Origin of the sequence: Reyranella massiliensis 521, assembly GCF_000312425.1 — a bacterium.
GTDB lineage: Bacteria > Pseudomonadota > Alphaproteobacteria > Reyranellales > Reyranellaceae > Reyranella > Reyranella massiliensis.
This window is the reverse complement of sequence record NZ_HE997181.1, coordinates 2,186,717-2,209,686: the sequence shown is the minus strand read 5'-3', so window position 1 is coordinate 2,209,686 and position 22,970 is coordinate 2,186,717. Positions and strand designations below refer to the sequence as shown.

The 22,970-nt window shown below is 64.5% G+C and carries 24 protein-coding genes; 14 read left to right on the top strand and 10 right to left on the bottom strand.

The genetic code is table 11. The features are described from left to right. Positions 1-68 precede the first annotated feature (68 nt). From tsf to gloA, 10 genes are all read left to right on the top strand, one after another. Positions 69-995 carry a translation elongation factor Ts gene (tsf, locus tag BN60_RS10895; protein ID WP_020696078.1) on the top strand — a complete coding sequence of 309 codons (927 nt, stop codon included), beginning with the start codon at positions 69-71 and terminating at the stop codon, positions 993-995. Between the two features lie 69 nt (positions 996-1,064). After that, positions 1,065-1,790, top strand: a complete 726-nt coding sequence (gene pyrH / locus BN60_RS10890) for a UMP kinase (protein WP_020696077.1) — start codon at positions 1,065-1,067, stop codon at positions 1,788-1,790. 2 nt (positions 1,791-1,792) lie between these two features. After that, entirely contained in the window at positions 1,793-2,347 is a 555-nt protein-coding gene (gene frr, locus BN60_RS10885) for a ribosome recycling factor (RefSeq protein ID WP_020696076.1), read from the top strand. Next, positions 2,347-3,087 carry an isoprenyl transferase gene (locus BN60_RS10880; protein WP_020696075.1) on the top strand — a complete coding sequence of 247 codons (741 nt, stop codon included), beginning with the start codon at positions 2,347-2,349 and terminating at the stop codon, positions 3,085-3,087. Before frr ends, BN60_RS10880 begins: the two co-directional genes overlap by 1 nt. A gap of 34 nt (positions 3,088-3,121) precedes the next feature. Continuing rightward, positions 3,122-3,763: a phosphatidate cytidylyltransferase gene (locus BN60_RS10875; RefSeq protein WP_020696074.1), complete on the top strand. Its 642-nt coding sequence runs from the start codon at positions 3,122-3,124 to the stop codon at positions 3,761-3,763. Next, positions 3,748-4,962, top strand: a complete 1,215-nt coding sequence (locus BN60_RS10870) for a 1-deoxy-D-xylulose-5-phosphate reductoisomerase (protein ID WP_020696073.1) — start codon at positions 3,748-3,750, stop codon at positions 4,960-4,962. The genes BN60_RS10875 and BN60_RS10870 overlap by 16 nt, the downstream gene beginning before the upstream one ends. Before the next feature lie 30 nt (positions 4,963-4,992). Continuing rightward, the gene (rseP, locus tag BN60_RS10865) at positions 4,993-6,372 is read left to right on the top strand and encodes an RIP metalloprotease RseP (RefSeq protein WP_020696072.1); all 1,380 of its coding nucleotides are present in this window, start codon (positions 4,993-4,995) and stop codon (positions 6,370-6,372) included. 40 nt (positions 6,373-6,412) lie between these two features. Further along, positions 6,413-8,785: an outer membrane protein assembly factor BamA gene (gene bamA, locus BN60_RS10860; protein ID WP_020696071.1), complete on the top strand. Its 2,373-nt coding sequence runs from the start codon at positions 6,413-6,415 to the stop codon at positions 8,783-8,785. Between the two features lie 17 nt (positions 8,786-8,802). After that, on the top strand, positions 8,803-9,279 hold the full coding sequence (gene fabZ / locus BN60_RS10855) for a 3-hydroxyacyl-ACP dehydratase FabZ (protein ID WP_020696070.1): 477 nt from the start codon (positions 8,803-8,805) through the stop codon (positions 9,277-9,279). Between the two features lie 25 nt (positions 9,280-9,304). After that, positions 9,305-9,712, top strand: coding sequence for a lactoylglutathione lyase (gloA, locus tag BN60_RS10850; protein WP_020696069.1), 408 nt, complete (start codon positions 9,305-9,307; stop codon positions 9,710-9,712). A gap of 23 nt (positions 9,713-9,735) precedes the next feature. Here the strand turns inward: gloA and BN60_RS10845 are convergent, their stop codons facing one another. From BN60_RS10845 to gltX, 5 genes are all read right to left on the bottom strand, one after another. After that, positions 9,736-10,197 carry a VOC family protein gene (locus BN60_RS10845; protein ID WP_020696068.1) on the bottom strand — a complete coding sequence of 154 codons (462 nt, stop codon included), beginning with the start codon at positions 10,195-10,197 and terminating at the stop codon, positions 9,736-9,738. Between the two features lie 100 nt (positions 10,198-10,297). Next, the gene (locus tag BN60_RS30330) at positions 10,298-10,498 is read right to left on the bottom strand and encodes a hypothetical protein (RefSeq protein WP_148283376.1); all 201 of its coding nucleotides are present in this window, start codon (positions 10,496-10,498) and stop codon (positions 10,298-10,300) included. Between the two features lie 35 nt (positions 10,499-10,533). Then, a complete protein-coding gene (gltA, locus tag BN60_RS10840; protein WP_020696066.1) occupies positions 10,534-11,832 on the bottom strand; it encodes a citrate synthase in 1,299 nt (432 codons plus the stop codon). Between the two features lie 118 nt (positions 11,833-11,950). Further along, complete coding sequence (locus BN60_RS10835) at positions 11,951-12,850, bottom strand: DMT family transporter (RefSeq protein ID WP_020696065.1); 900 nt, start codon at positions 12,848-12,850, stop codon at positions 11,951-11,953. A gap of 33 nt (positions 12,851-12,883) precedes the next feature. Next, entirely contained in the window at positions 12,884-14,290 is a 1,407-nt protein-coding gene (gltX, locus tag BN60_RS10830; protein WP_020696064.1) for a glutamate--tRNA ligase, read from the bottom strand. Between the two features lie 136 nt (positions 14,291-14,426). Here gltX and BN60_RS10825 point away from each other — a divergent pair, with 136 nt between their 5' ends. Then, positions 14,427-16,556 (top strand): ComEC/Rec2 family competence protein, encoded by a 2,130-nt coding sequence (locus tag BN60_RS10825; protein ID WP_020696063.1) that lies wholly within the window; start codon positions 14,427-14,429, stop codon positions 16,554-16,556. A gap of 38 nt (positions 16,557-16,594) precedes the next feature. Here BN60_RS10825 and lexA read toward each other — a convergent pair whose 3' ends face one another. The 5 genes from lexA to trpD form a co-directional block, all read right to left on the bottom strand. Beyond that, entirely contained in the window at positions 16,595-17,344 is a 750-nt protein-coding gene (gene lexA / locus BN60_RS10820; protein WP_020696062.1) for a transcriptional repressor LexA, read from the bottom strand. Between the two features lie 108 nt (positions 17,345-17,452). Then, a complete protein-coding gene (locus tag BN60_RS10815; protein WP_020696061.1) occupies positions 17,453-18,667 on the bottom strand; it encodes a molybdopterin molybdotransferase MoeA in 1,215 nt (404 codons plus the stop codon). Next, positions 18,667-19,152, bottom strand: a complete 486-nt coding sequence (gene moaC, locus BN60_RS10810; protein ID WP_020696060.1) for a cyclic pyranopterin monophosphate synthase MoaC — start codon at positions 19,150-19,152, stop codon at positions 18,667-18,669. The genes BN60_RS10815 and moaC overlap by 1 nt, the downstream gene beginning before the upstream one ends. Then, the gene (gene trpC, locus BN60_RS10805) at positions 19,149-19,949 is read right to left on the bottom strand and encodes an indole-3-glycerol phosphate synthase TrpC (RefSeq protein WP_020696059.1); all 801 of its coding nucleotides are present in this window, start codon (positions 19,947-19,949) and stop codon (positions 19,149-19,151) included. The genes moaC and trpC overlap by 4 nt, the downstream gene beginning before the upstream one ends. Next, positions 19,946-20,959: an anthranilate phosphoribosyltransferase gene (trpD, locus tag BN60_RS10800; protein ID WP_043285354.1), complete on the bottom strand. Its 1,014-nt coding sequence runs from the start codon at positions 20,957-20,959 to the stop codon at positions 19,946-19,948. The genes trpC and trpD overlap by 4 nt, the downstream gene beginning before the upstream one ends. Positions 20,960-21,034: 75 nt before the next feature. On the opposite strand from trpD, the gene BN60_RS10795 reads away from it, so the two are divergent. From BN60_RS10795 to BN60_RS10785, 3 genes are all read left to right on the top strand, one after another. Next, the gene (locus BN60_RS10795) at positions 21,035-21,235 is read left to right on the top strand and encodes a heavy-metal-associated domain-containing protein (RefSeq protein WP_043285352.1); all 201 of its coding nucleotides are present in this window, start codon (positions 21,035-21,037) and stop codon (positions 21,233-21,235) included. 103 nt (positions 21,236-21,338) lie between these two features. Continuing rightward, complete coding sequence (locus BN60_RS10790) at positions 21,339-21,806, top strand: MarR family winged helix-turn-helix transcriptional regulator (protein ID WP_020696056.1); 468 nt, start codon at positions 21,339-21,341, stop codon at positions 21,804-21,806. After that, on the top strand, positions 21,799-22,968 hold the full coding sequence (locus BN60_RS10785) for an HlyD family secretion protein (RefSeq protein ID WP_020696055.1): 1,170 nt from the start codon (positions 21,799-21,801) through the stop codon (positions 22,966-22,968). Before BN60_RS10790 ends, BN60_RS10785 begins: the two co-directional genes overlap by 8 nt. Positions 22,969-22,970 lie beyond the last annotated feature (2 nt).

The window sequence follows — 22,970 nt, the reverse complement described above, 5'->3', positions numbered from 1 at the left end:
GACAAGAGACGAACGGGGCCGGTCGGAAGACCGGCCCTTGTCACACCAACGAGTCACGGAGCACTACAATGGCTGAGATCACGGCTGCCCTCGTCAAGGAACTGCGCGAGAAGACCGGCGCGGGCATGATGGATTGCAAGAAAGCGCTGAACGAAGTTCAGGGTGACATCGAGAAGGCGATCGACTGGCTGCGCACCAAGGGCCTGTCTGCGGCCTCGAAGAAGGCCGGCCGTGTTGCCGCCGAGGGTCTGGTGGGCGTCGCGGCGAACGGCACATCGGGTGCCGCGATCGAGGTCAATGCCGAGACCGACTTCGTCGGCCGCAACGAGCAGTTCCAGAAGTTCGTCACGGCAGCGTCCAAGCTCGCCCTCGAAAACGGCGGCGATCTCGCCAAGGTGGCGGCCGCGCCGTTCCCCGGCACCGGCCGTGACGTGCAGGGCGAACTTACCAACCTGATCGCCACGATCGGCGAGAACATGAGCCTGCGCCGCGCTGCGTCCCTGTCGGTCTCCGATGGCGTCGTGGTGGCCTACACGCACAACGCTGTCGCGCCGGACCTCGGCAAGATCGGCGTGCTGGTCGCGCTCGAGTCGACGGGCGACAAGGCCAAGCTCGCCGCCCTCGGCAAGCAGTTCGCCATGCACGTGGCCGCGACCAACCCGCAGTCGTTGACGGTGGCCGAGCTGGATCCGACGGTGATCGAGCGGGAGCGTGCGGTTCTCGCCGAGAAGGCGGGCCAGAGCGGCAAGACAGGCGACATCATCGCCAAGATGGTCGAAGGTGGTCTGCGCAAGTTCCATCAGGAAGTCGTCCTGCTCGAGCAGGCCTTTGTGATGGACGGCAAGACCAAGATCTCGAAGGTGGTCGAGGACGCGGCAAAGCAAGTCGGCGCGCCGGTTCGTCTCGCAGGCTATCTGCGCTTCGCGCTGGGCGAAGGCATCGAGAAGAAGGCCGAGGATTTTGCGGCCGAGGTGGCCGCCCAGCTCAAGAAGTAGTATTAAAATTATCACTGGCGCGCGAGCACTGGGCTTGCGCGCCCAAGACAACGTAATCAGAGGAATCTGATGCCGTCGGGTCCCCGTTATCGCCGCGTCCTTCTGAAGCTCTCTGGCGAGGGGCTCATGGGGAATCGGGAATATGGCCTCGATCCCGACATGGTTTCGATGGTCGCGCAGGAAGTGAAGACCGTGCACGCTATGGGCGTGCAGGTTTGTCTCGTGATCGGTGGCGGCAATATTTTCCGTGGCGTTTCTGCTGCGGCATCCGGCATGGACCGCGCGAGCGGCGACTACATGGGCATGCTGGCGACCGTGATTAATTCACTTGCGATGCAAAGCGCGCTGGAGCGCCAGGGCCTGCAGACGCGTGTCCAGTCGGCCATTCCGATGACTACCGTGTGCGAGCCCTACATCCGGCGCCGCGCAGCCCGTCATATGGAGAAGGGCCGTGTCGTGATCTTCGCCGCCGGCACAGGCAATCCGTTCTTCACGACGGATACGGCCGCCGCTCTTCGTGCCGCCGAGATGGGCGTCGACGGATTGCTGAAGGGTACGCAGGTCGACGGTGTCTACTCAGCCGATCCGCGCAAGGACAAGAACGCCAAGCGTTACGATACGCTGACCTACATGGACGTGCTGTCGCGCGACCTGCAGGTGATGGATGCGTCAGCCATCTCGCTCGCTCGCGAGAACCGCATCCCGATCATCGTATTCGATATCCACAAGCCCGGCGCCTTCGCGGAGACGATGCGCGGCGAAGGTACATTCACCATCATCAAGGACGAGGCCTGATCATGACTGCCGATCTCAAGGAGCTCGAGAAGCGCATGCAGGGTGCCCTGGATGCCTTGAAGAAGGAATTCACGGGTCTGCGGACGGGGCGCGCTTCGGTCAATCTGCTCGATCCGGTTGTCGTCGAAGCTTATGGCCAACGCATGCCGCTCAATCAGGTCGGCACGGTGAGCGCCCCCGAGCCGCGGTTGCTGACGGTCAGCGTCTGGGACAAAGGCCTGGTCGTGTCGACGGCCAAAGCGATTCGCGAGGCCGGCCTCGGTCTCAATCCGGCGCCGGATGGCCAGATGATCCGCATCCCGATTCCCGAACTCACGACCGAGCGCCGTAACGAGCTCGCCAAGCTCGCCCACAAGTACGCCGAGCAGGGCCGCGTCGCTGTTCGCAACGTGCGCCGCGACGGCATGGAAGCGCTCAAGAAGGCCGAGAAGGATCACAAGATCTCGGAAGACGAGCACCGCCAGAAGTCCGACGAGGTGCAGAAGCTCACGGATCGCTTCGTGAAGCTCGTCGACGACTCGCTGGCGCACAAGGAAAAAGAGATCAAGACGGTCTGATGTCGACGGCGCCGCTTCCCGCAGCTTCCGGCGGAGCGTCGGAGCCCCACCACGTTGCCATCATCATGGATGGCAACGGGCGTTGGGCAAAGGCGCGGGGGTTGCCGCGAGTGGCAGGTCATCGCCGCGGCGCCGATGCCGTGCGACGCGTGGTGCGCGGGGCCGGCGAACTCGGCATTCCGGTGCTGACGCTGTTTGCCTTTTCCACGGAGAATTGGGCGCGCCCCCCCGACGAGGTCAGCGATCTCATGGGATTGCTGCGCCACTATCTCCGCAGCGAGCTGGACGAGCTGCGCAAGAACGGCGCGCGCCTCAGGGTGATCGGCAATCGCGAAGGGCTGGCGCCCGACATCGTGCGCGATATCGCCGAGGCCGAGAAACTGACGCAGGGCAACAATCGAATCGACGTCAATATATGCGTCAACTACGGCTCGCGCGCTGAGATCGTACGCGCCGCCCGCGCCTTGGCGCAGCGCGTCGCCGCCGGCGAGCTGACAGCGGACAGTATCGACGAGAATACCTTCGAGCGCGAACTCCTTACGGCCGGCGTGCCCGATCCGGATCTTCTCATCCGGACCAGTGGCGAACAGCGGATCAGCAACTTTCTCCTTTGGCAGTGCGCCTACTCGGAGCTGGTTTTCGTCGACACGCTGTGGCCGGACTTCGGCAAGGAACATCTGGAACAGGCAGTGGCCGAGTTCCGTCGGCGTGAGCGGCGTTATGGCGGCGTCGGGAGCTGAAGCTCCGACGAGTCGTGGCGGGCGGTTCGCGGGCTTGGCCTTGCGGCTGCTGTCGGCTGCGGTGCTCGGTCCGCTGCTGCTGGCCGCCGTCTGGTTCGGCTATCCCTGGATCGATCTCGTGGCAGCCCTTGCGGCGCCGCTGATGCTCTTCGAGTGGACGCGGCTGACGCGCGGCAATCCTGTTCTGCGGATGCTGGCCTGGGGCTACACGCTGGCTGCCGTGACCGCGCTCCTGTGGATACGCCATCAGCCAAGCTTGGGCCGCGAAACCCTGATCTGGATCCTGGTCTGCATCTGGGCCACCGACATTGGAGCATACTTCGTCGGCAGAGCGGCCGGCGGCGCGAAACTGGCGCCCCGGATCAGCCCTGGCAAGACATGGGCGGGATTGATCGGGGGGATGGCCTGGTCCGCGATGGCGAGTGCTGCCGTCGGCTACGCATTCGGGCTCGGCGAGACGCTTCCTTTGGCTTTGATCGGCGCGGGACTGGCCGTCGTCGGCCAGCTGGGCGATCTGCTAGAGTCTGCTGCCAAGAGACGGGCAGGAGTGAAGGACAGCGGTCGGCTGATCCCCGGACATGGTGGCCTGCTCGACCGGGTCGATGGCTTGATCGCAGTGCTGGTTGCCGTCGGTCTGGTGCGGCTGATCGTGGGCGAGACATGGCCCTGGATATGACAAAGTGGACGGCGCCTTCGCACGGCAGTCCACGCGGCGTGACGATCCTCGGTTCGACCGGCTCGGTCGGCCAGAGCACGGTCGACCTCATCGCCCGTGACCCCGCCAGCTATCGTGTCGAAGCGCTCGTGGCCGGTTCGGCTGTTGAATTGCTGGCCGAGCAGGCGAGACGGCTGAAGGCACGCCTCGCCGTGGTCGCGGATCCCGCCCGCTTCCACGCTCTGAAGGAAGCACTGGCCGGCACGTCGATCGAGGTTGCCGCCGGACCAGACGCCGTGATCGAAGCGGCATCGCGGCCGGCCGAATGGGTGATGGCCGCCATCGTGGGGTTCGTGGGGCTTGCGCCGACACTCGCCGCCGCGCGCCGCGGCGCCATGGTGGCGCTGGCGAACAAGGAAGCCGTCGTCTGCGCGGGACGTCTGCTGTTCGAGGCCATCGAGGGTTCAGGCGGCAAGTTGTTGCCAGTCGATTCGGAACACAATGCGATCTTCCAGGTCTTCGAGCCGCAGCAGCGCCACGCCGTCGACCGGCTGATCCTCACCGCGTCGGGTGGCCCGTTCCGCAACTGGTCGCTGGCGGACATGGCCGAAGCCACGCCGGAGCAGGCGTTGGCCCACCCTAACTGGGACATGGGCGCCAAGATTTCGATCGATTCGGCGACACTGATGAACAAGGGGCTCGAACTTATCGAGGCGCATCTGCTCTTCGGCCTGCCGGAAGAGCAGGTCGAGATCGTGGTGCACCCCCAATCCGTCATCCATTCGATGGTCGCCTATCGTGACGGTTCGGTTTTGGCCCAGCTCGGTACGGCCGACATGCGCGTGCCGATTACCCATGCCCTGGGCTGGCCTGCGCGGATCGATGGCCCGGCCGCGCGGCTCGACTTCGCGCAATTGTCTGCACTCACTTTCGAGCGGCCCGATTCTGGCCGTTTTCCAGCGCTACGTCTGGCGCGCGAAGCGTTGGTCATTGGTGGGTTTGCACCGGTCGTGCTGAATGCGGCGAACGAAGCGGCGGTGGCGGCCTTCCTGGCCCGCCGTATCGGATTCCTCGACATTGCCCGTACAGTCGAGGATGTCATGGCCGGCTGGAGTGGCTTGGCAAACCCTGTGGAAACCCTCGACCAGGTCAAGGCGGCGGATCTGGAGGCCCGGAGGAGGGCCGAGGAGATCTGCAAGGGCAAAGAGCTGAGCAATTGAACTAAACCAGAACCCATGATCCACTGAACCATGCAAAGCGTCGCCAGCCTTTTCACGACATATCTCCCGTATTTCATTCTGGTCCTGACGCTGCTCGTGTTCGTCCACGAGTTCGGTCACTATTGGGTGGCCCGGCGCTTCGGCATTCATGCCGAGGTTTTCTCCATCGGCTTTGGACCGGAAATCATCGGCTGGACCGATCGCAACGGGACTCGGTGGAAGATTTCGGCCATTCCACTGGGTGGCTATGTGAAGTTCCTGGGCGACAGCGACGAAACCAGCGCCACGCCCACCGATCAGCCCCTTTCGTCAGCCGACCGGCGGCGCGCCTTCTTCAGTCAGCCGCTCTATGCCCGCACGGCTGTCGTGCTGGGCGGCCCGATGGCGAACCTGTTGTTCGCCTTTGTGCTGCTGACAGGCGTCTTTTACGTCATGGGCGAGCCGTACTCGCCGGCCATTGTCGCCGTGCAGCAAGAAGGGCCGGCCGCCCGTGCAGGGCTGCGCAGTGGGGACGTGGTCGTCGGTCTCAACGGCAAGCGCGTCGACCGCTACGAGGACATCCAGGACTCGCAAATCCTCTATCTGGCCAAGCCGATGCCGATCGAGTATCGGCGCGACGGGCAACTCCTGCGGGGCGAGATTGCCCCACAATTCTGCGAGCGGACGGATCGCTACAACAACACGCTGCGCTATGGCGACCTCGGCATGGACCAGCTCATCCGGCCGGTCGTTGGTGGTTTCACGGCCAACAGTCCGGCGGAGGCGGCTGGCCTGAAGGTCGGCGACCTTTTGCTGTCGATCGACGGGAAGCCGGTGGATTATTTTTCGCGGATCCCCGAACTGATCGGCAGCCGTGGTGGCCAACCCGTGACCGTCACCTATGAGCGTGACGGTCAGCGCCGGGAGACTACGGTCGTCCCGATCGCCGACAAAACGCACGACTGCGCTGGCAAGGAACAGGCAATTGGCCGGCTGCGCGTTCGCCCGGCGGCCGTCACGGAATACCGCCACCAGGGTGTCATCGGCGCCATGGGGGCGGGGGTGAATGCGGTTTGGAGCATGACCACGATGTTCTACACATCGATGGGTCAGATATTGACGGCAGCAAGACCTGTGGATGAACTTGGCGGGCCTATTCGCATTGCCAAGGCAGCAGGCGAGGCGTCGCATGCCGGGTGGGGTGGCATTCTCAATCTTGTCATCGCCTTGTCGGTCGTGCTCGGGGTTTTCAACCTGCTGCCCGTCCCAATGCTCGACGGAGGGCATCTCGCCATGTACCTCTATGAGGCAGTACGTGGCCGGCCGCTTAGTCTCAGGGCTCAGGAGGTCGGATTGAAGTTGGGTTTTGCTCTTGTCATCGGCATGGCGCTGATAGCGACATTCAATGACATCAGGCTGTTGCTGCGGTGAGTGGCGCGAACCTGTGGGAAAAAGGCAGGGGACAAAAGGGATGACGAAGTCCCAGATGCCGGTTTATGAAGCTGCGTTCGCGGGTTTGGCCATCGGTAAGGTCTGGCAGGCGCCGGGGGTGAGTTTGATCTTTCGTTGGGCCGTACTGGCCGTTGCTGCAATTCTCATGTTCAGTACGACGGCGCACGCCCAGCGGGGTGCGGCCGGCGGGACGATTCAGGCCATTCAGATCGATGGCAATGTTCGTTCGGAAGCGGCGACGATTCGCTCCTACTTGCAATTGAAGCCCGGCGAGCCTTACGACGCTGCTGCGGCCGACCGCTCGCTGAAGGCGCTGTTCGCGACCGGGCTTTTCTCCGACGTCGTGATCCAGATGCAGGGCTCGACCCTCGTCGTGAAGGTCACCGAGAACCCGATCATCAATCGTGTCGCGTTCGAGGGAAACAGCAAAATCGAGGACGACAAACTGCGCGACGAAGTGCAGTCCAAACCTCGACAGGTGTTCACGCGCGCGCGCGTACAGTCCGACGTCGAGCGCATTCTGACCATCTACCGCCGCAGCGGCCGCTACAATGCATCGGTCGAGCCGAAGGTCATCAACCTGGAGCAGGGTCGTGTCGACCTCGTCTTCGAAATCAACGAGGGCGACGTTACGGGCGTCAAGCGGATCAGCTTCGTCGGCAACGAGGCGTTCGGCGACGGCACGCTGCGCGGCAAGATCCGGACGAGCGAAAGCGCCTGGTGGCGTTTCCTGTCGTCGGACGATCGTTTCGACCCGGACCGTCTGAATCTCGACCGAGAGCTTCTGCGCAAGTTCTATCTCTCGGAAGGCTACGCCGATTTCCGCGTCGTTTCCGCGGTCGCCGAGCTTGCGCCCAATCGTGAAGGCTTCTTCATCACCTTCACGATCAACGAGGGCGAGCGCTATCGCTTCGGGAAGGTCGACGTCACCAGCCGTTTCCAGGGCCTCGACGTCGATGTGATCAAGGGCTTCCTGACCATGAGCGAAGGCGAATGGTACGACGCCGACGAGGTCGAGAAGTCCGTTTCCAACATTTCGGAGGCGGTCGGCACGCTGGGCTACGCGTTCGTCGACGTTCGTCCGAACATTCGGCGCAACAGGGACAACCTGACCGTGGACGTCACATTCGACGTTCAGGAAGGGCCGCGAGTCTACGTCGAGCGCATCAACATCTCGGGCAATACGCGAACCCTCGACAAGGTGATCCGGCGCGAATTCCGCCTGGCCGAAGGCGATGCCTTCAGTACCGCGAAGGTCCGCCGCAGCCAGCAGCGCCTGCGCAACCTCGGCTTCTTCGAGAAGGTCGACGTTTCCGCGGCGCCCGGCTCCGCGCCAGACAAGACCAACCTGGAAGTCCAGGTCGTCGAGCAGAGCACAGGTGAAATCTCCTTCGGTGCGGGTTACTCGTCGACTGCAGGTATCGTCGGCGATATTTCGGTCAAGGAACGCAACCTGCTGGGCAAGGGGCAGGAACTGCGCCTCGGCCTGTCGCTGGGTACCTTGAGCACGGTCATCGACCTTGGCTTCACAGAGCCTTACTTCATGGACCGGCAGGTTTCGGCGGGCTTCGATCTCTTCAGAACATCGAACGACCGTCAGAACGTCGCGAGCTATAGCGACCGCAGCCTGGGCTTCGCGCTCCGCGCCGGCTGGGCCTACAGCGAAAACCTCCGGCAGCTCGTGCGATACACGCTGCGTCAGACCGACATCTACAACGTGCAGTTCTGGGCTTCGCCGATCATCCAGGCGCAGGCCGGCACCCAGGTCGTGTCGGAACTCTCCGAGACGATCCTCTGGGATACCCGCGACACGCGCCTGAACACGACCAAGGGCTTCCTGGTCCGCAACACGGTGGCCGTTGCCGGTGCGATCGGCACCGAGCAGTATGTCCGCACGACGGCCGATGCGGTCTATTACTACTCGCTCTTCGAGGACGTCGTAGCGTCGATCGGCGGCTCGGTCGGCCTGGTCCTGCCGTACGGTGGCTCCTACGTCCGTCTGAACAACCTGTTCTTTATCGGCGGCGATACGCTGCGCGGCTTCGCGGTCGGCGGCATCGGTCCGCGCGACGCGGGCACCACCGATTCGCTCGGCGGCCAGTACTACTACACCGGCACGGCAGAGCTTTCCTATCCGCTGCCCTTCGTGCCGAAGGAAGTTGCGCTTCTCGGCAAGGCGTTCATCGATATCGGTTCGTTGTGGGGTGTCCAGACGTCGACGACCAACACGACGTCGGTTCTGGACAGCCAGCTGATGCGCGTCGCGGCTGGCATCGGCATCCAATGGGTGTCGCCGTTCGGCCCGATCCGAATTGACTATGCCTGGCCGGTCCAATACGAGCCGTGGGACAAGCAACAGAACATACGCTTCAGCTTCGGCACGCGCTTCTGATGGGAGATGTCGCGGTCATGAACGTACAAGCTGACAAGGCCAGCGTCGCCACGGCGACTTCGGTGGACATCAGGCGGATCCTGCAGATGATCCCGCACCGCTACCCGATGCTCATGGTCGACAAGGTCGTCGACATGCAGCTCGACCAGAGCGCTGTCGGCATCAAGAACGTCACCATCAACGAGCCGTTCTTCCAGGGGCACTTTCCTTCCGATCCGGTGATGCCGGGCGTGCTGGTCGTCGAGGCCCTGGCACAGACTGCCTGTGTCCTGGTCGTTGCGACCTTCGGCGCCTCCTCGGAAGGCAAGCTGGTTTACTTCATGTCGATCGACGGCGTGCGTTTCCGTCGCCCGGTCGTGCCAGGAGACCGCCTCGAGCTGCACGTCCAGAAGGTGCAAAGCCGAGCCAACGTCTGGAAATTCTCGGGTCGGGCTATGGTCGAGGGCAAAGTCGCGGCCGAGGCCACATTCGCCGCCATGATCAGGGATAGATAGGATCAGGGCCAAAGAGGAGAGGGACATGCCTGACGCAGCCGCCAACTATCGCATGCTCCACACGATGATCCGCGTCATGGATCTCGACAAGTCGCTGGCCTTCTACACCGGACCGATGGGCATGAAGCTGCTGCGCAAGCGCGACGTGCCGGACGGCAAGTACAGCCTGGCGTTTGTCGGCTACGGCGACGAACCCGAACATGCGGTCGTCGAGCTGACCCACAATTGGGGACAGGAGAAGCCCTACGAACTCGGCACGGGTTTCGGCCATCTCGCCGTGGGCGTGCCGGACGTTGCGGGCGTCTGCGATCAGGTCACCAAGGCCGGCGGCAAGGTCACGCGCGCGCCCGGGCCCGTGAAGTTCGGCACGACGGTCATCGCTTTCGTCGAAGACCCCGACGGCTACAAGATCGAGCTGATCGAGCGCAAGTAAGCGCGCCTTGGCGGCTTCGGCCGCTATCGGTTCTGCGTGCCGTCGCCATAGCCGCCGCCGATGCGTTGACCGGGCGCCAACAGGCCTTGGCCGGGGACGTAGTTGATCTCCAGCCGCGTTCCATCGGGATCCTCGAACAGGACCGAGTAGTAACCCGGGGCGAAGGCGTCTTCGCGCGGCGGATGGACGATCGTCGCGCCGATTGATTTCAGGAAGGCATGCACCTCGTCGATGTCGCCACGCTCCCGCGCACGCCAGCAATGGTGATGGAGGCCCACGGCGCCTTGCCGGAAGCGTTGGCCGGCAACCTCGGGGGTAGGGGCATGGATGCCGAAGCCGGTGCGACCGCCTACGCCGTAGAACGTATTGTGGGTGTCGGCCACGATGGTCATGCCCAGAAACGGCAGGAGCTTGCCGTAGAACTCCCGGGCCGCTGCGAAGTTGCCCGCTGTGATGAAGGTATGGGCGACGCCGTTGATTTGCATGGTGGCTCCCCTGCAGATGCAGGCGGAGTAGGCACCAGCAATGTCAGTGGTTCAAGATGATCGGCCTCGTGATCGCATAAGGCCGGCTCACGAGTGGCGCTCAGAAGAAGCGCCACTCCGCCAGCACGAAGGTCAGGAGAAGGCCGGCAAGGCCCAGCACGACGGCTCGCGTCAACCATCCCGGTTGCCGGAAATTGTCGTTGGCTGGCCGGCCGAGCCGCACGATTCGCGGCATCGGCTTTTGGTGCTCTGAGGCCGTCCAGGTCGTTGCCCGGCGCGGCCCGAATGACGATCTCGCCATGTTCTTCTCGCTTTCCCCCCGGACAGCGAATGTTGTTATCCGCGCATATGGAGCGGCTTGTACGGCCGCTCGGTCTGGCCGTTGTACAACTGACGCGGACGGCCGATCTTCTGGTCGGGGTCTTCGATCATCTCGTTCCACTGCGAGATCCAGCCGACCGTACGAGCCACTGCGAAGAGAACGGTGAACATCGACGTCGGGATGCCGATCGCGCGGAAAATGATGCCTGAATAGAAATCGACGTTCGGATAGAGCTTCTTGGAGACGAAGTAGTCGTCCTTCAGCGCGATCTGCTCCATTTCCATGGCCAGTTCGAGCAGCGGGTCGTGCTGGATGCCCAGCGAGGTCAGGACCTCGTGGCAGGTCTGACGCATGACCTTGGCGCGCGGATCGTAGTTCTTGTAGACGCGGTGGCCGAAGCCCATCAGGCGGGTGTGATCGTTCTTGTCCTTAACGCGGGACAGGAAACCCGGGATGTTCTGCTTGCCGCCGATCTCGTTCAGCATGTTGATCACGGCTTCATTGGCGCCGCCGTGGCTCGGGCCCCAGAGCGAGGCAATGCCGGCGGCGATGCAGGCGAACGGGTTGGCACCCGAAGAGCCGGCGAGGCGCACCGTCGACGTCGACGCATTCTGTTCGTGATCGGCATGGAGCATCAGGATGCGGTCCATCGCCTTTTCGATCACCGGGTTGACTTCGTACTCCTCGGCCGGAACCGAGAACATCATGCGCAGGAAGTTCGCGGCGTAGGAGAGGTCGTTGCGCGGATAGACGAACGGCTGGCCCACCGAATACTTATAAGCCATCGCGGCGATGGTCGGCATCTTGGCGACCAGGCGATAGGAAGCGACCATCCGCTGGTGCGGATCGTTGATGTCGAGCGAGTCGTGGTAGAAGGCCGAAAGCGCACCGACGACTCCGCAGCAGATCGCCATCGGATGAGCGTCGCGACGGAACCCACGATAGAACTGGCTGAGCTGCTCGTGAATCATCGTGTGATTCGTGATGTCTTTGACGAACTTGTCCTTCTGCGCCTTGTTCGGCAGATCGCCTTTCATCAGCAGATAGGCGACGTCCATGAAGTCGCTCTGTTCGGCGAGGTCGGCGATATTGTAGCCGCGATGGAGAAGGATGCCCTCGTCGCCGTCGATGAAGGTGATCTTCGATCCGCACGAACCTGTCGACGTGAAACCCGGATCATAGGTGAACATTCCGGATTCGCCGTAGAATTTACGGATATCGACCAGGCGCGGTCCGAGGGTGCCGTGGATGATCGGCATTTCATAGGATTTGCCGGTTTCGTTGTCGGTCAGCGTCGCGGTCGATTTGGCCATTTGGTGAACTCTTTTCAGCTCGATTCAGGCAAGGCGCGAGCACCCCGCAGGTGCTGCTCGCCGGTTCGGCGGCACCCTAACAAGCCCCTCCGGAAGGCGCAATTGTGCAGCCCGGCCGCTATTTCGCGGTATGCAGGAAACTTAAAAGTCGACCGTCGATGGCCGCCAGCGAGAGCCCGATGAGGGCCATGCCGACGAAATGGCGAGGCAGCAAATGTTCGCCGAGAACCGAGGCACCGAGAAGGATCGCCGTCGCGGGAATCAGAAAGGTGACGAGCAGAAGATTGGTCGCACCGGCAGCTGCAAGGATGCGAAAATACAGGACATATGCGAGTGCCGTCGACAGCAGCGCCAGTCCGACCAACGATGCCCATACGCTGGCCGATGGAAATGCCGGCAACGTCCAGGGCTGATCGACGATCTGCATGATTGGAAGAATCAACATGGTGCTGGCCGTCACCTGGCCGGCGGCGGCATCGAGGGGTGCGACGCCCATCGCCTTGAAGCGACGGCCATAGACTCCAGCGAAGGCATAGGAGAGTGCGCCGCCGAGACAGGCAAGCTGGCCCAGAACGCCGTGACTCCCGGCCAGTGCATCCGGACCCACGAGCACGGCAACGCCGCCGATGCCGATTGTCAGAGCGCCGAGTTTGATCGCATCGATCCGTTCGTCCCGCGTCAGGAAATGAGCCACGACCATCGTGAAGAGCGGCGTCGTGGCATTCAGGATCGAGGCGAGGCCCGAAGCGATCTGCGTCTGCCCCCAGAAGATCAGTGCGAACGGCACGAGATTGTTCAGCAAACCCATGGCGAAGAAGCTTCGCCACGGCACGTTGCGCAGGAACAGGCTGCCGACGGTGAGGGCCAACACGAAATTGAGCGCGATGGCGGCAAGTGCCACACGAGCGAACACGACCGACAAGGGTGCCAGTTCGCCGAGGGCTACCTTGGCGAAGAAGAACGAACCACCCCACAGGACGGAAAGCGACAGAAGCCAGATCCAGACGCGTGCAGTCATGGCCGGAGACTGCCCGCCTTCGAGAGCGCCTTGCTATCCGGCAGCTGCCAGCAATCGCGCGCGCGTTTCGGCGGGACCCAGGATCGCTACTACCTCGAAGATGCCGGGTGACACGGTCGAGCCCGAAAGGGCCACGCGCAGCGGCTGCGCGACCTGGCCGAGTTTCACGCCCATGCTTTCGGCGAAGCGACGTACTGCGTCCTCGACCTGCTTCTCGCCCCAGTTGGCCGCGTCGGCTTCCAAAGCGGCAGCGAGCTTGCCGAGCAACGATTTGGCCTCCGGCGTCAGCACCCCACGGGCCTTGTCGTCGGCAATCGGTGGCGCGCCGGTGCGGGCATAGAAGACGAGATTGTCGGCAAGCTCGATCAGGGTGCGCGACCGCTGCTTCACGCCGTTCATGCCGCGCGTGATACGCTCCAAGCCGATCGCATCGACCTTCGCGCCCAGCGTCTCCTCGACGCGCGGCAGCACCATCGGCAGCAGCTCGTCGTCCGGCGTCTCGCGCAGATAGTGCGCGTTGAGATTGATGAGCTTCGCCATGTCGAAGCGCGAAGGCGAGCGGCCGACAGCGTCGAGGTCGAACCACTCGATGGCCTGCTGGGTCGAGATGATTTCGTCGTCGCCATGGCCCCAACCCAGGCGCAGCAGGTAATTGCGCAGCGCGGCGGGCAGGAGCCCCATGTCGCGATAGGCGTCGACGCCCAGCGCGCCGTGGCGCTTGCTGAGCTTGGCGCCGTCGGGACCATGGATCAGGGGGATATGCGCATAGGCCGGCTCCGGCCAACCCATCGCCCGGATGATCTGCAGCTGGCGGAAGGCATTGTTGAGATGATCGTCGCCGCGAATGACATGCGTCACGCCCATGTCGTGATCGTCGACCACGACGGCCAGCATGTAGGTCGGCGTGCCGTCGGCGCGCAGCAGGATCATGTCGTCGAGCTGGGCGTTTTCGACCGTGACCTCGCCCTGCACCAGGTCCTTGATGACGGTCTGGCCGGTCTGCGGCGCCTTCAGGCGAATGACCGGCGCGACGCCGGCAGGAGCGTCCTTGGGATCGCGGTCGCGCCAGCGACCGTCGTAGCGCATGGGCTTGCCGGCGGCCTTCTGCGCGGCCCGCATCTCGTCCAGCTCCTGGGGCGAGCAATAGCAATGGTAGGCGTTGCCGGCGGCGAGCATCTGGTGCGCCACCTCGGCATGACGGGCTGCGCGCGAGAACTGATAAGTGACCTCGCCGTCGTGCTGCAGGCCGAGCCAGCCAAGGCCATCGAGGATGGCGGCGATCGCCGGTTGGGTCGACCGCGCGCGATCTGTATCCTCGATGCGCAGCAGGTACTTGCCGCCATGATGCTTGGCGAACAGCCAGTTGAAGAGCGCGGTGCGGGCGCCGCCGATATGGAGGAAGCCGGTCGGCGAAGGGGCGAAGCGGGTTACGACAGTCATTTGTCCAGGGTCTTTGGGGTCGGTAAGCGCGGGTTTTGCCGCATTTAAGCCGCGAAAGCGCGCCGTAGGTAGGCGAGCGTCCCTGCACTGTCAAACGCAGGGCTGGCCGCCAGGCCAAGGGGGAAAGGGAGACGGCGTGGCGGGGGCACGCACTTGGATCCTGCAGCAACTCGATGCCGAGCGCGGCCGCTGGATGCTCTGGCTGCCCGTCGCCATGGGCCTGGGCATAGCCGTCTATTTCGAGTTGCCGAGCGAGCCGGCCTTGTGGCTGGGCCCTGCTCTGTGCGGCGCATCGCTCGTGGCTGCCTTTCTCGCGCCAGCGGGTAGTCTCGCCCGTGCGCTGGCGGTTGGGGCTGCTGCCGCATCGGCAGGTTTCGGCTTGATTGCCTGGCGCACGGCAAGCGTCGCCGCACCGACGCTCAGCCGGCCACTTTTCAGCATCAATATCGAAGGCAGGGTGGCCGACATCCAGCGACTGCCCGACGGCGTGCGCGTCGTTCTCGAGGCCGTCCGACTGAAGGGCAACAATGTGCCGCCGCCGGAAATGATGCCGCTGAAGGTGCGGGTGTCGCTGAGTAGAGGCGCGCCGCCCTTGACCGTCGGTGACCGGCTGCTCGTGCTGGCCAACCTGTCGCCGCCAGCGGGGCCTGCCGCGCCGGGCGCTTTCGATTTCCAGCGGGTTGCCTGGTATCAGCAGCTCGGTGCCGTGGGCTATGCGCTGGCGCCGGCCGCCATCATCGAGAAGGGACAGCCGGACGGCTTCGTCCGCATGCTCGACGCGCTGCGCGCCGATGTGACGGATCGCATCCTGAAGGCGCTGCCCAATCCCGAAGGTGGCGTGGTGGCGGCCATGCTGACCGGCGAGCAGACAGCGGTGAACAAGGACGTCGCGCAGGCCATGCGCGACTCGGGCCTCGCGCACATCCTCTCGATCTCCGGGCTGCATATCGTCTTCGTCGTCGGCCTGGTGATGGGCATCGTCCGTTATGGGATTGCCCTGATCCCGCCGCTGGCCCTGCGTATCGATGCCAAGAAGATCGCCGCCGTACTCGCCCTGGCGGCGGCGCTTTTCTACACGGCCCTTGCGGGCGCGCCGGTGCCCGCGCAACGGGCATGCGCCATGGCGGGGTTTGCCTTGCTCGCAATCCTGCTCGACCGCACGGCGCTGTCGCTGCGGCTCGTCGCCTGGTCGGCGATCATCGTGCTCGTGGCCACGCCGGAGTCGCTGACGGGGGCGTCCTTCCAGATGTCCTTTGCCGCCGTGGTGGCATTGATTGCGGCTTGGGAGAGCGCTGCGGGCTGGCGTCGGCGTCTGCACGAGCACGCCGATCTTTCCCAACGGCGGTGGCTATGGCGTCTCGGGGTTGCGCTGGCCGCCAGCTTGCTCACCACCTTGATAGCTTCGGTCGCGACCGGCGCTTTCGCCGCCTATCACTTCAATCGGCTGTCCCTGCTCGGTGTCGTTGCCAACTTGCTGGGGGTGCCTCTCACGGGCTTCTGGATCATGCCCTGGGGCCTCATGGCCATGTTGTTGATGCCGTTTGGACTCGAAAAGCTTGCGCTGGTGCCGATGGGCTGGGGTGTCGAAGGGTTGAATGCCATCGCCCACCACGTCGCCGCCTGGCCGGAGGCAGCGACTCTGGTCCCGTCGTTGCCCGGCGCGAGCCTGTGGCTGCTGACGGCCGGCGGCCTGTGGCTTTGCCTATGGCGGCGGCGCTGGCGCTTTGCTGGTTTGCCCATCGTCACCATCGGCCTGTTGCTGGGGCCGCCGCCAGCGCCAGATCTGCTGATGAGCGAGGATGGCCGCGTGCTTGGCCTCAGAGACGAGAGCGGCGTTGTGCATGTCGCGTCGGCGCGCACTGATCGGTTCGTGAGCGACACCTGGGCGCGGCGGCAGGGCCAGGAGGGCGCCAAGCGTTGGACCGTGAGCACCGAGGAGCAGGCGAGCGGGCTTGGCTGCAGCACCGGCCTCTGTCGCTGGCGCAAGGGGCCGTGGCGCATCGCGCTGGTAAGCGACGAGCGCCGCCTTGCCGAGGCCTGTGGAGCCGCCGATATCGTTCTGGCCACCGTCGATGCGCAAGCGCGTTGCCGTGGTCCGCGCATGGTGATCGACCGGCGGGATGCCTGGAAAGAGGGCGCGCAGGCCCTATGGCTCGACGATCTCGGTGTGCGGCGCGAGACCGCCAACGCGACGCGAGGCGACCGGCCATGGGTGCCCAACAGCCCCTGGCGACAGGCGGCGCGGGTCAGGGCACCGGGCGCTTGAGCGTCACCGGCAGGGCGGCGGAGTGCTTGCGCGCGGACTCAGTTGTAGCGGCGATAGAGCCCGGCAAGACGGCCCTGGATCTTCACGCGATCAGGCCCAAATATCCGCGTCTCGTAGGCCGGGTTCGCAGGTTCCAGGGCGATCGAGGCACCCTTCTTGCGCAGACGCTTGAGCGTCGCCTCGGTATCGTCGATCAGCGCCACGACGATCTCGCCGGTCTCGGCGGTATCGGCGCTGCGGATGATCGCGATGTCGCCGTTCTGGATGCCGGCCTCGACCATCGAGTCCCCCTGGACTTCGAGGCAGTAATGCGCGCCGGAGCCCAGCAGCGAGACGGGCACGTCGACGGTGGTGGAATTGTCGCGCAGCGCCTCGATCGGCGTACCGGCGGCGATCCGGCCATAGAGCGGCAAGCTGAGCGCCTGCGCTTCGTTGGCTGCCTGGATGGCGCCGGCGAGCGGTACGCGTTCGCCGCGCACGATTTGCGGCACGAAGCCCTCGCGCGCCTCCGCCAGGCCGGCCCGGCGGGCCTCCGCGAGCAGGGGGGTGACATTGGGGGCCGGCATGGCGGCCGTGTCCGGTAGCTTCAACACTTGCAGGGCGCGCGCACGGTGCGGCAATCGACGCAGGAAGCCGCGCTCCTCTAGTCCGGTGATGAGCCGGTGGATTCCCGACTTGGACTTGAGCCGCAGCGCCTCCTTCATCTCGTCGAACGAAGGCGATACGCCATCGTCGTTGAGGCGCTTGTTGATGAACAAGAGCAGTTCGTTCTGTTTGCGGGTTAACACCGTCTTCTCCCCAGACTGGCTACCAGATTTCGGAACAAACCCTGAAACCCGACACATGTTCTAGTTTGGTTCTTGTTCCGGGTCAAGTTATCCCGGGGAAGACGGGGATCAGTAGCCGCCGGGGAGGCTCGCGAGGTCAACAATCTGCACGGTTTCACCCTTCGTTCGGGCCGGGTCGTGCGCAGGCCTGACCAACAGTCCGCTGGCGTTGGCGAGGACGGAAAGCATCGAGCTGTCCTGTACCGGGTGGGGGGCGACAGTCAGGGCGCCGTCGGCAGCGCGAGAGAGCGTCGAGCGAACATAGTCCTCGCGCTGGTCGTTCTGTTTCAGATCGACCGCAAGGCGGGCTGGCTGCGTTGCGACCAGGTCGCCCGGCTGGGCCAGCATCCGCTCGATCGCGGGCTTCAGGAACAGAAGGGCGCAGATCATCGTGGAAACGGGATTGCCGGGCAGGCCGAGGACCCGGGCGCGGTCCTTGGCCGCGAACATCAGCGGCTTGCCGGGGCGCATGGCGATGCGCCAGAAATCCATCGAGAAGCCTTGGGCCTTGAGGGCGGCCTGCACGAGATCGTGGTCGCCGACCGAGGCGCCGCCCAGGGTGATCAGCAGATCGTGCTGTGCGCCGGCGGCAATGCGGCTTTCGATCAGCGCAGCGTCGTCGCGGGCAATGTCGAACAGGGTCGGCTCGCCGCCCCAGCCACGCACCAGAGCCGCGACCGCAATGCCCGAGGAGGAGATGATCTGATTTCGGCCGACCGGCTCGCCCGGCATCACCAGTTCGTCGCCGGTCGACAGGATCGCGACGCGCGGTTTGCGATGAACCGAGAGCCACGGCAGGTTCATCGCCGCCGCGAGGGCCACGTCGCGTGTGGAGAGTGTGCGGCCCGCCTTGAGCGCCTGATCGCCCACCTTGAAATCGAGGCCGGCCTTGCGGATGTGCCGACCTTGGCGCGGCGCATCGAGAATGGTGATCTGCGTGCCGTCGGCCTTTGTGTCTTCCTGGATCACGACCGCGTCCGCACCCTGCGGCAGCGGTCCGCCGGTGAAGATGCGTACCGTCTCGCCAGCCTTCAGGACGTGATCGTAGGAGCCACCCGCCGGCGCCTGACCGACGAGGGTGAGGGTGCCCGGCGTGGAAGGCACATCGGCAGCGCGGACCGCGTAGCCGTCCATCGCCGAGAGATCGGCCGGTGGCTGGGTGAGCCGCGCCGTCGCTGGTGCCGCCAGCACCCGGCCCGCTGCATCGGCGATTGAAACCATCTCGGCCGGCAGCGCCTCGAAGGCGGCGATCACGCGGGCATGGGCATCGCGAACGGAGAGCATCAGCCGGCGCTCCAGGTGCCGGACTTGCCGCCGGACTTGTGCAGGAGTTTAACTTCGGAAATCGTCATGCCGCGGTCGACCGATTTGCACATGTCGTAGACTGTCAGGGCGGCAACCGAGGCCGCCGTGAGTGCCTCCATCTCTACGCCGGTGCGCCCCTTGAGCTTGCAGGTCGCCTCGATGTCGACGGCCTTGCGCTTGGGATTGAGCGACAGCTTCACGTCGACCGACGACAGCGACAGCGGATGGCAGAGCGGGATCAGCTCCGGCGTGCGCTTGGCGGCCATGATGCCGGCGAGCTGCGCCACGGCAAGCACGTCGCCCTTCTTGGCCTTCTTCTCGCGGATCAGCTTCAGGGTTGCAGCCTGCATCGTGACGCTAGCACGGGCCACGGCGATGCGCTCGGTCACGTCCTTGTCGCCGACATCGACCATGCGCGCATTGCCGGTGTCGTCGAAGTGGGTGAGGGCAGCCTTGCGCCTCATGCGGCCTCTCGTACCAGGATCTCGCGCACGGCAGCCTCGACGTCGGGCTTGCGCATGAAGCTCTCGCCGATCAGGAAGGCCGACGCGCCGACCTTGGCCATGCGCGCAAGGTCGGCCGGCGAGCCGAGGCCGCTTTCGGCGACCAGCACGCGATCGCGCGGCACCCGTGGCGCGAGCTGTTCGGTCGTGGCGAGATCGACGGCGAGCGTCTTGAGGTTGCGGTTGTTGACGCCGATCAGGTCGCTGTCGATGCGCAGCGCCCGTTCGAGTTCGGCCGCGTCGTGCACTTCGACGAGAACGTCCATCTCCCAGCGATGGGCGAGCTTGGTGAGGTCGGACGCCATCTCGTCGTCGAGGCAGGCCATGATCAGCAGGATGCAATCGGCGCCCAGCGCGCGAGCCTCGGCGACCTGATAGAGGTCGATCATGAAATCCTTGCGCAGGACAGGCAAACCGCAGGCGTTGCGCGCCTGCACCAGGAATTCATCCTTACCCTGAAAGTAAGGCTCGTCGGTCAGCACGGAGAGACAGGTCGCGCCGCCGCGTTCATAGGCGCGTGCGAGCGTCGGGGGATCGAAGTCCTCGCGGATCAAGCCCTTGCTGGGCGAGGCCTTCTTGATCTCGGCGATCAGCCCGTAGCGGCCCGACTTTATGGTGCGCTTCAGGGCGGCGGCGAAGCCGCGCGGCTTGTCGGCCTTCAGCGCCATATCTTCCACTTCGGCCAGCGTGCGCTTGGCCTTGCGCGCATCGACGTGGCGGCGCTTGTCGGCGACGATCTTCGTCAGCGTGTCGCTCATGCGCAGATCCTCTTCAGCGTCTCCAGGGCGGCCTTGGCTTTGCCGCTGTCGATCGCGGCGACGGCAAGAGCGGCACCCTCCTTCAGGTCACGGGCCTTGCCTGCAACCATAATCGCCGCGGCGCTGTTCAGCACCACGATGTCGCGAAAGGCGTTCTTCTCTCCGGCCAGTACCTTGTGAATGGCTTCGGCATTGTACGCCGGATCGCCGCCCTTGAGGTCGGCAAGTGAGGCACGCTTCACGCCGATATCCTCGGGGGCAATCTCGATCTCGCTCACCTTGCCGTTCTCTAGCGACGCCGCCCAACTCGTGGTGGTCGTGGTGAGCTCATCCATTCCGTCCTGGCCATGGACGATCAGCGCACGCTCAAGGCCGAGCTGGTTCAATGCCTCGGCGACGGGCCGCAGCCAGCGGCGATCGAAAACGCCGACGAGCTGGCGTTTGACGGCGGCGGGGTTCGACAGTGGGCCCAGCAAATTGAAGATCGTGCGCGACGGCGCCAGCTCGACCCGCGGACCGGCGACGTTACGCATGGCACTATGATGGCGTGGGGCCATGAGGAAGCACACCTTTGCCTCGACCAGCGCGCGCTCCAGTGTTTCGATGGGCAGATCGAGATTGATGCCGAGAGCATCCAACACGTCGGCGGCGCCGGACTTGGAAGTGAACGCACGGTTGCCGTGCTTGGCGACGGGCACGCCGGCGCCGGCCACGACCAGGGCGGAGCAGGAGGAGACATTGTAGGTGCCATGGTGGTCGCCGCCTGTACCCACGATATCGATCGCGCCCTCAGGCGCCCGTACACGCAGCATCTTGGCGCGCAGCACACGGGCACCGCCGGCCAGCTCCTCGGCCGTCTCGCCGCGCACCTTGAGCCCCATCAGGAAGGCCCCCATTTGCGCTGGCGTGGCGTCGCCACTGGTCATGATGTCGAAGGCCCGCTCCGCCTCGTCGATGCCGAGCGGCTCGCCATTGCCTACCTTGGCCAGAAGGCCCCGAAAATCGTCGATATCGCCGCTCACCGGAAAAACACCGTGTTGATTTGCCTCTTGCCGGTCCAGCCGGCGGGCGCGAAGCTATATCACATGGCTCAAGAACTCATCCTCAAGGTCACCGGCATGGATTGCGACGGCTGCGTAAAGGCCGTCACCCGTGCCGCGACCGGCGCAGGCACCGCGCCTCTCTCCGTCGATCTCAAGAGCGGAGAGATGCGTCTCCCAACGGGAGCGGACGTGGCCGCCATCACCAAGGCGATCCAACGCGCGGGCTTCGGCGTCGCGCCCTAAGTTTTTTGACGTAATAGACTGATTTTAAAGGGTAATTCCTTCTGGCCGCCAACACTTGCGAAAATAATAAGCAAACTTATATTAAGGGCGCTTAGGAGATGTAATGGAATCGCCCGAACGCAATATCGGTTTCCTGCTGCACGACGTGGCGCGGCTCATGCGCAAGCGCTTCGAGCAGAATGCGCGTGACCTCGGGCTGACGCGGTCGCAATGCCAAGTGCTGGCGCATTTGGCGCGCAACGAGGGCATCCAGCAGAGCGGATTGGCCGACATCCTCGAAGTCGAGCCCATCACGCTCACGCGCCTGCTCGACCGGCTGGAGGAAATGGGCTTGGTCGAACGCCGGGCACACCCGACCGACCGTCGCATTCGACAGCTGCATCTCACTGATAAGGCGCCACCGCTTCTCGGCGAGATATTCGCCGTTGGCGCGGCGACGCGGGGCGAGGCTCTCGACGGCGTGAGCGAAGACGATCGCGATCGGCTGTTCGCCATCCTGTCCAGCATGAAGGGCAACCTTCTCGGCAGGCTGGCGACGAACGCCGGCGACAGGAGAGCTGGCAATGGCTGACAGAAATTCCTTCCGGCGCACTGACCTCGCCGACGAGGTTCCGGCCCCCGAACCGGCGTCCGTGCCGGCTCCCGCGCGCGTGTCGATTGCCGCCAGACTGAAACGGCGGCGGCCGCATAACCTGCGCCGTGTCCTGTTGATGCTGGGGCCGGTCGTTGTGCTGGCAACCGGTTTGTTCGTCTACACGACCGGCGGGCGCTATGTGTCGACCGACAATGCGTACGTTCATGCCGGCAAGCTGACGGTTGCCACGGACGTTTCCGGCATCGTGGCCAACGTCGCCGTCCACGAAAGCCAGAAGGTCGACAAGGGCGACGTCCTGTTTACCCTCGACCAGGAGCCATTCCGCATTGCCCTGGCCGGGGCGGAGGCCAATCTCGGCACGGTGCGCAACCAGATCGCCACCCAGCAGGCGACCTATCGCCAGAAGATGGCGCAGATCGATCAGGCCAAGACCGATGTTGTCTTCTACGAGACCACGGCGCAACGTCAGCAGGATTTGCTGAAGCGTGGCGTGTCGGCTCAGGCGACCTTCGATCAAGCCAAGCGCGATCTCGATGCGGCCCGCGAGCGTCTCAGCATGGCGCAACACGACGCTGAAGCAGCGCTTGCCCAGCTCGGTGGTAACGCCGAAGGGCGGATCGAGGATCATCCCAGTTTCCTCGCCGCCCAGGCGCAGGTCGACAAGGCGCGCCGCGATCTTGCACACACCACAGTTCTGGCATCCATTCCCGGCGTCGTGACCAATGTCGATGCGCTGCAGGTCGGCGAATATCTGCCGGCAGGGCAGGCGGCGTTCAGCCTCGTCTCGTCGGCCGATGTCTGGGTCGAGGCGAACCCCAAGGAGTCTGACCTCACCTACCTGAAGCCGGGTGCAGTCGCGACCATTACCATCGACGCCTATCCTGGCCGCGAATGGCACGGGACCGTCACGAGTCTCGCTCCGGCGACGGGGGCGGAGTTCTCCGTGCTGCCGCCGCAGAATGCGACCGGCAACTGGGTGAAGGTGGTGCAGCGCGTGCCGATCCGGCTCAAGGTCGAGATGCCGGCCGATGCGCCGCCGCTGCGCACCGGCATGAGCGCCTATGTCGAGATCGACACAGGTCATCAGCGTCAGATTGCCGACCTGTTCGGCGGTGCCCGGCAGGCCATCGGACAATAGCC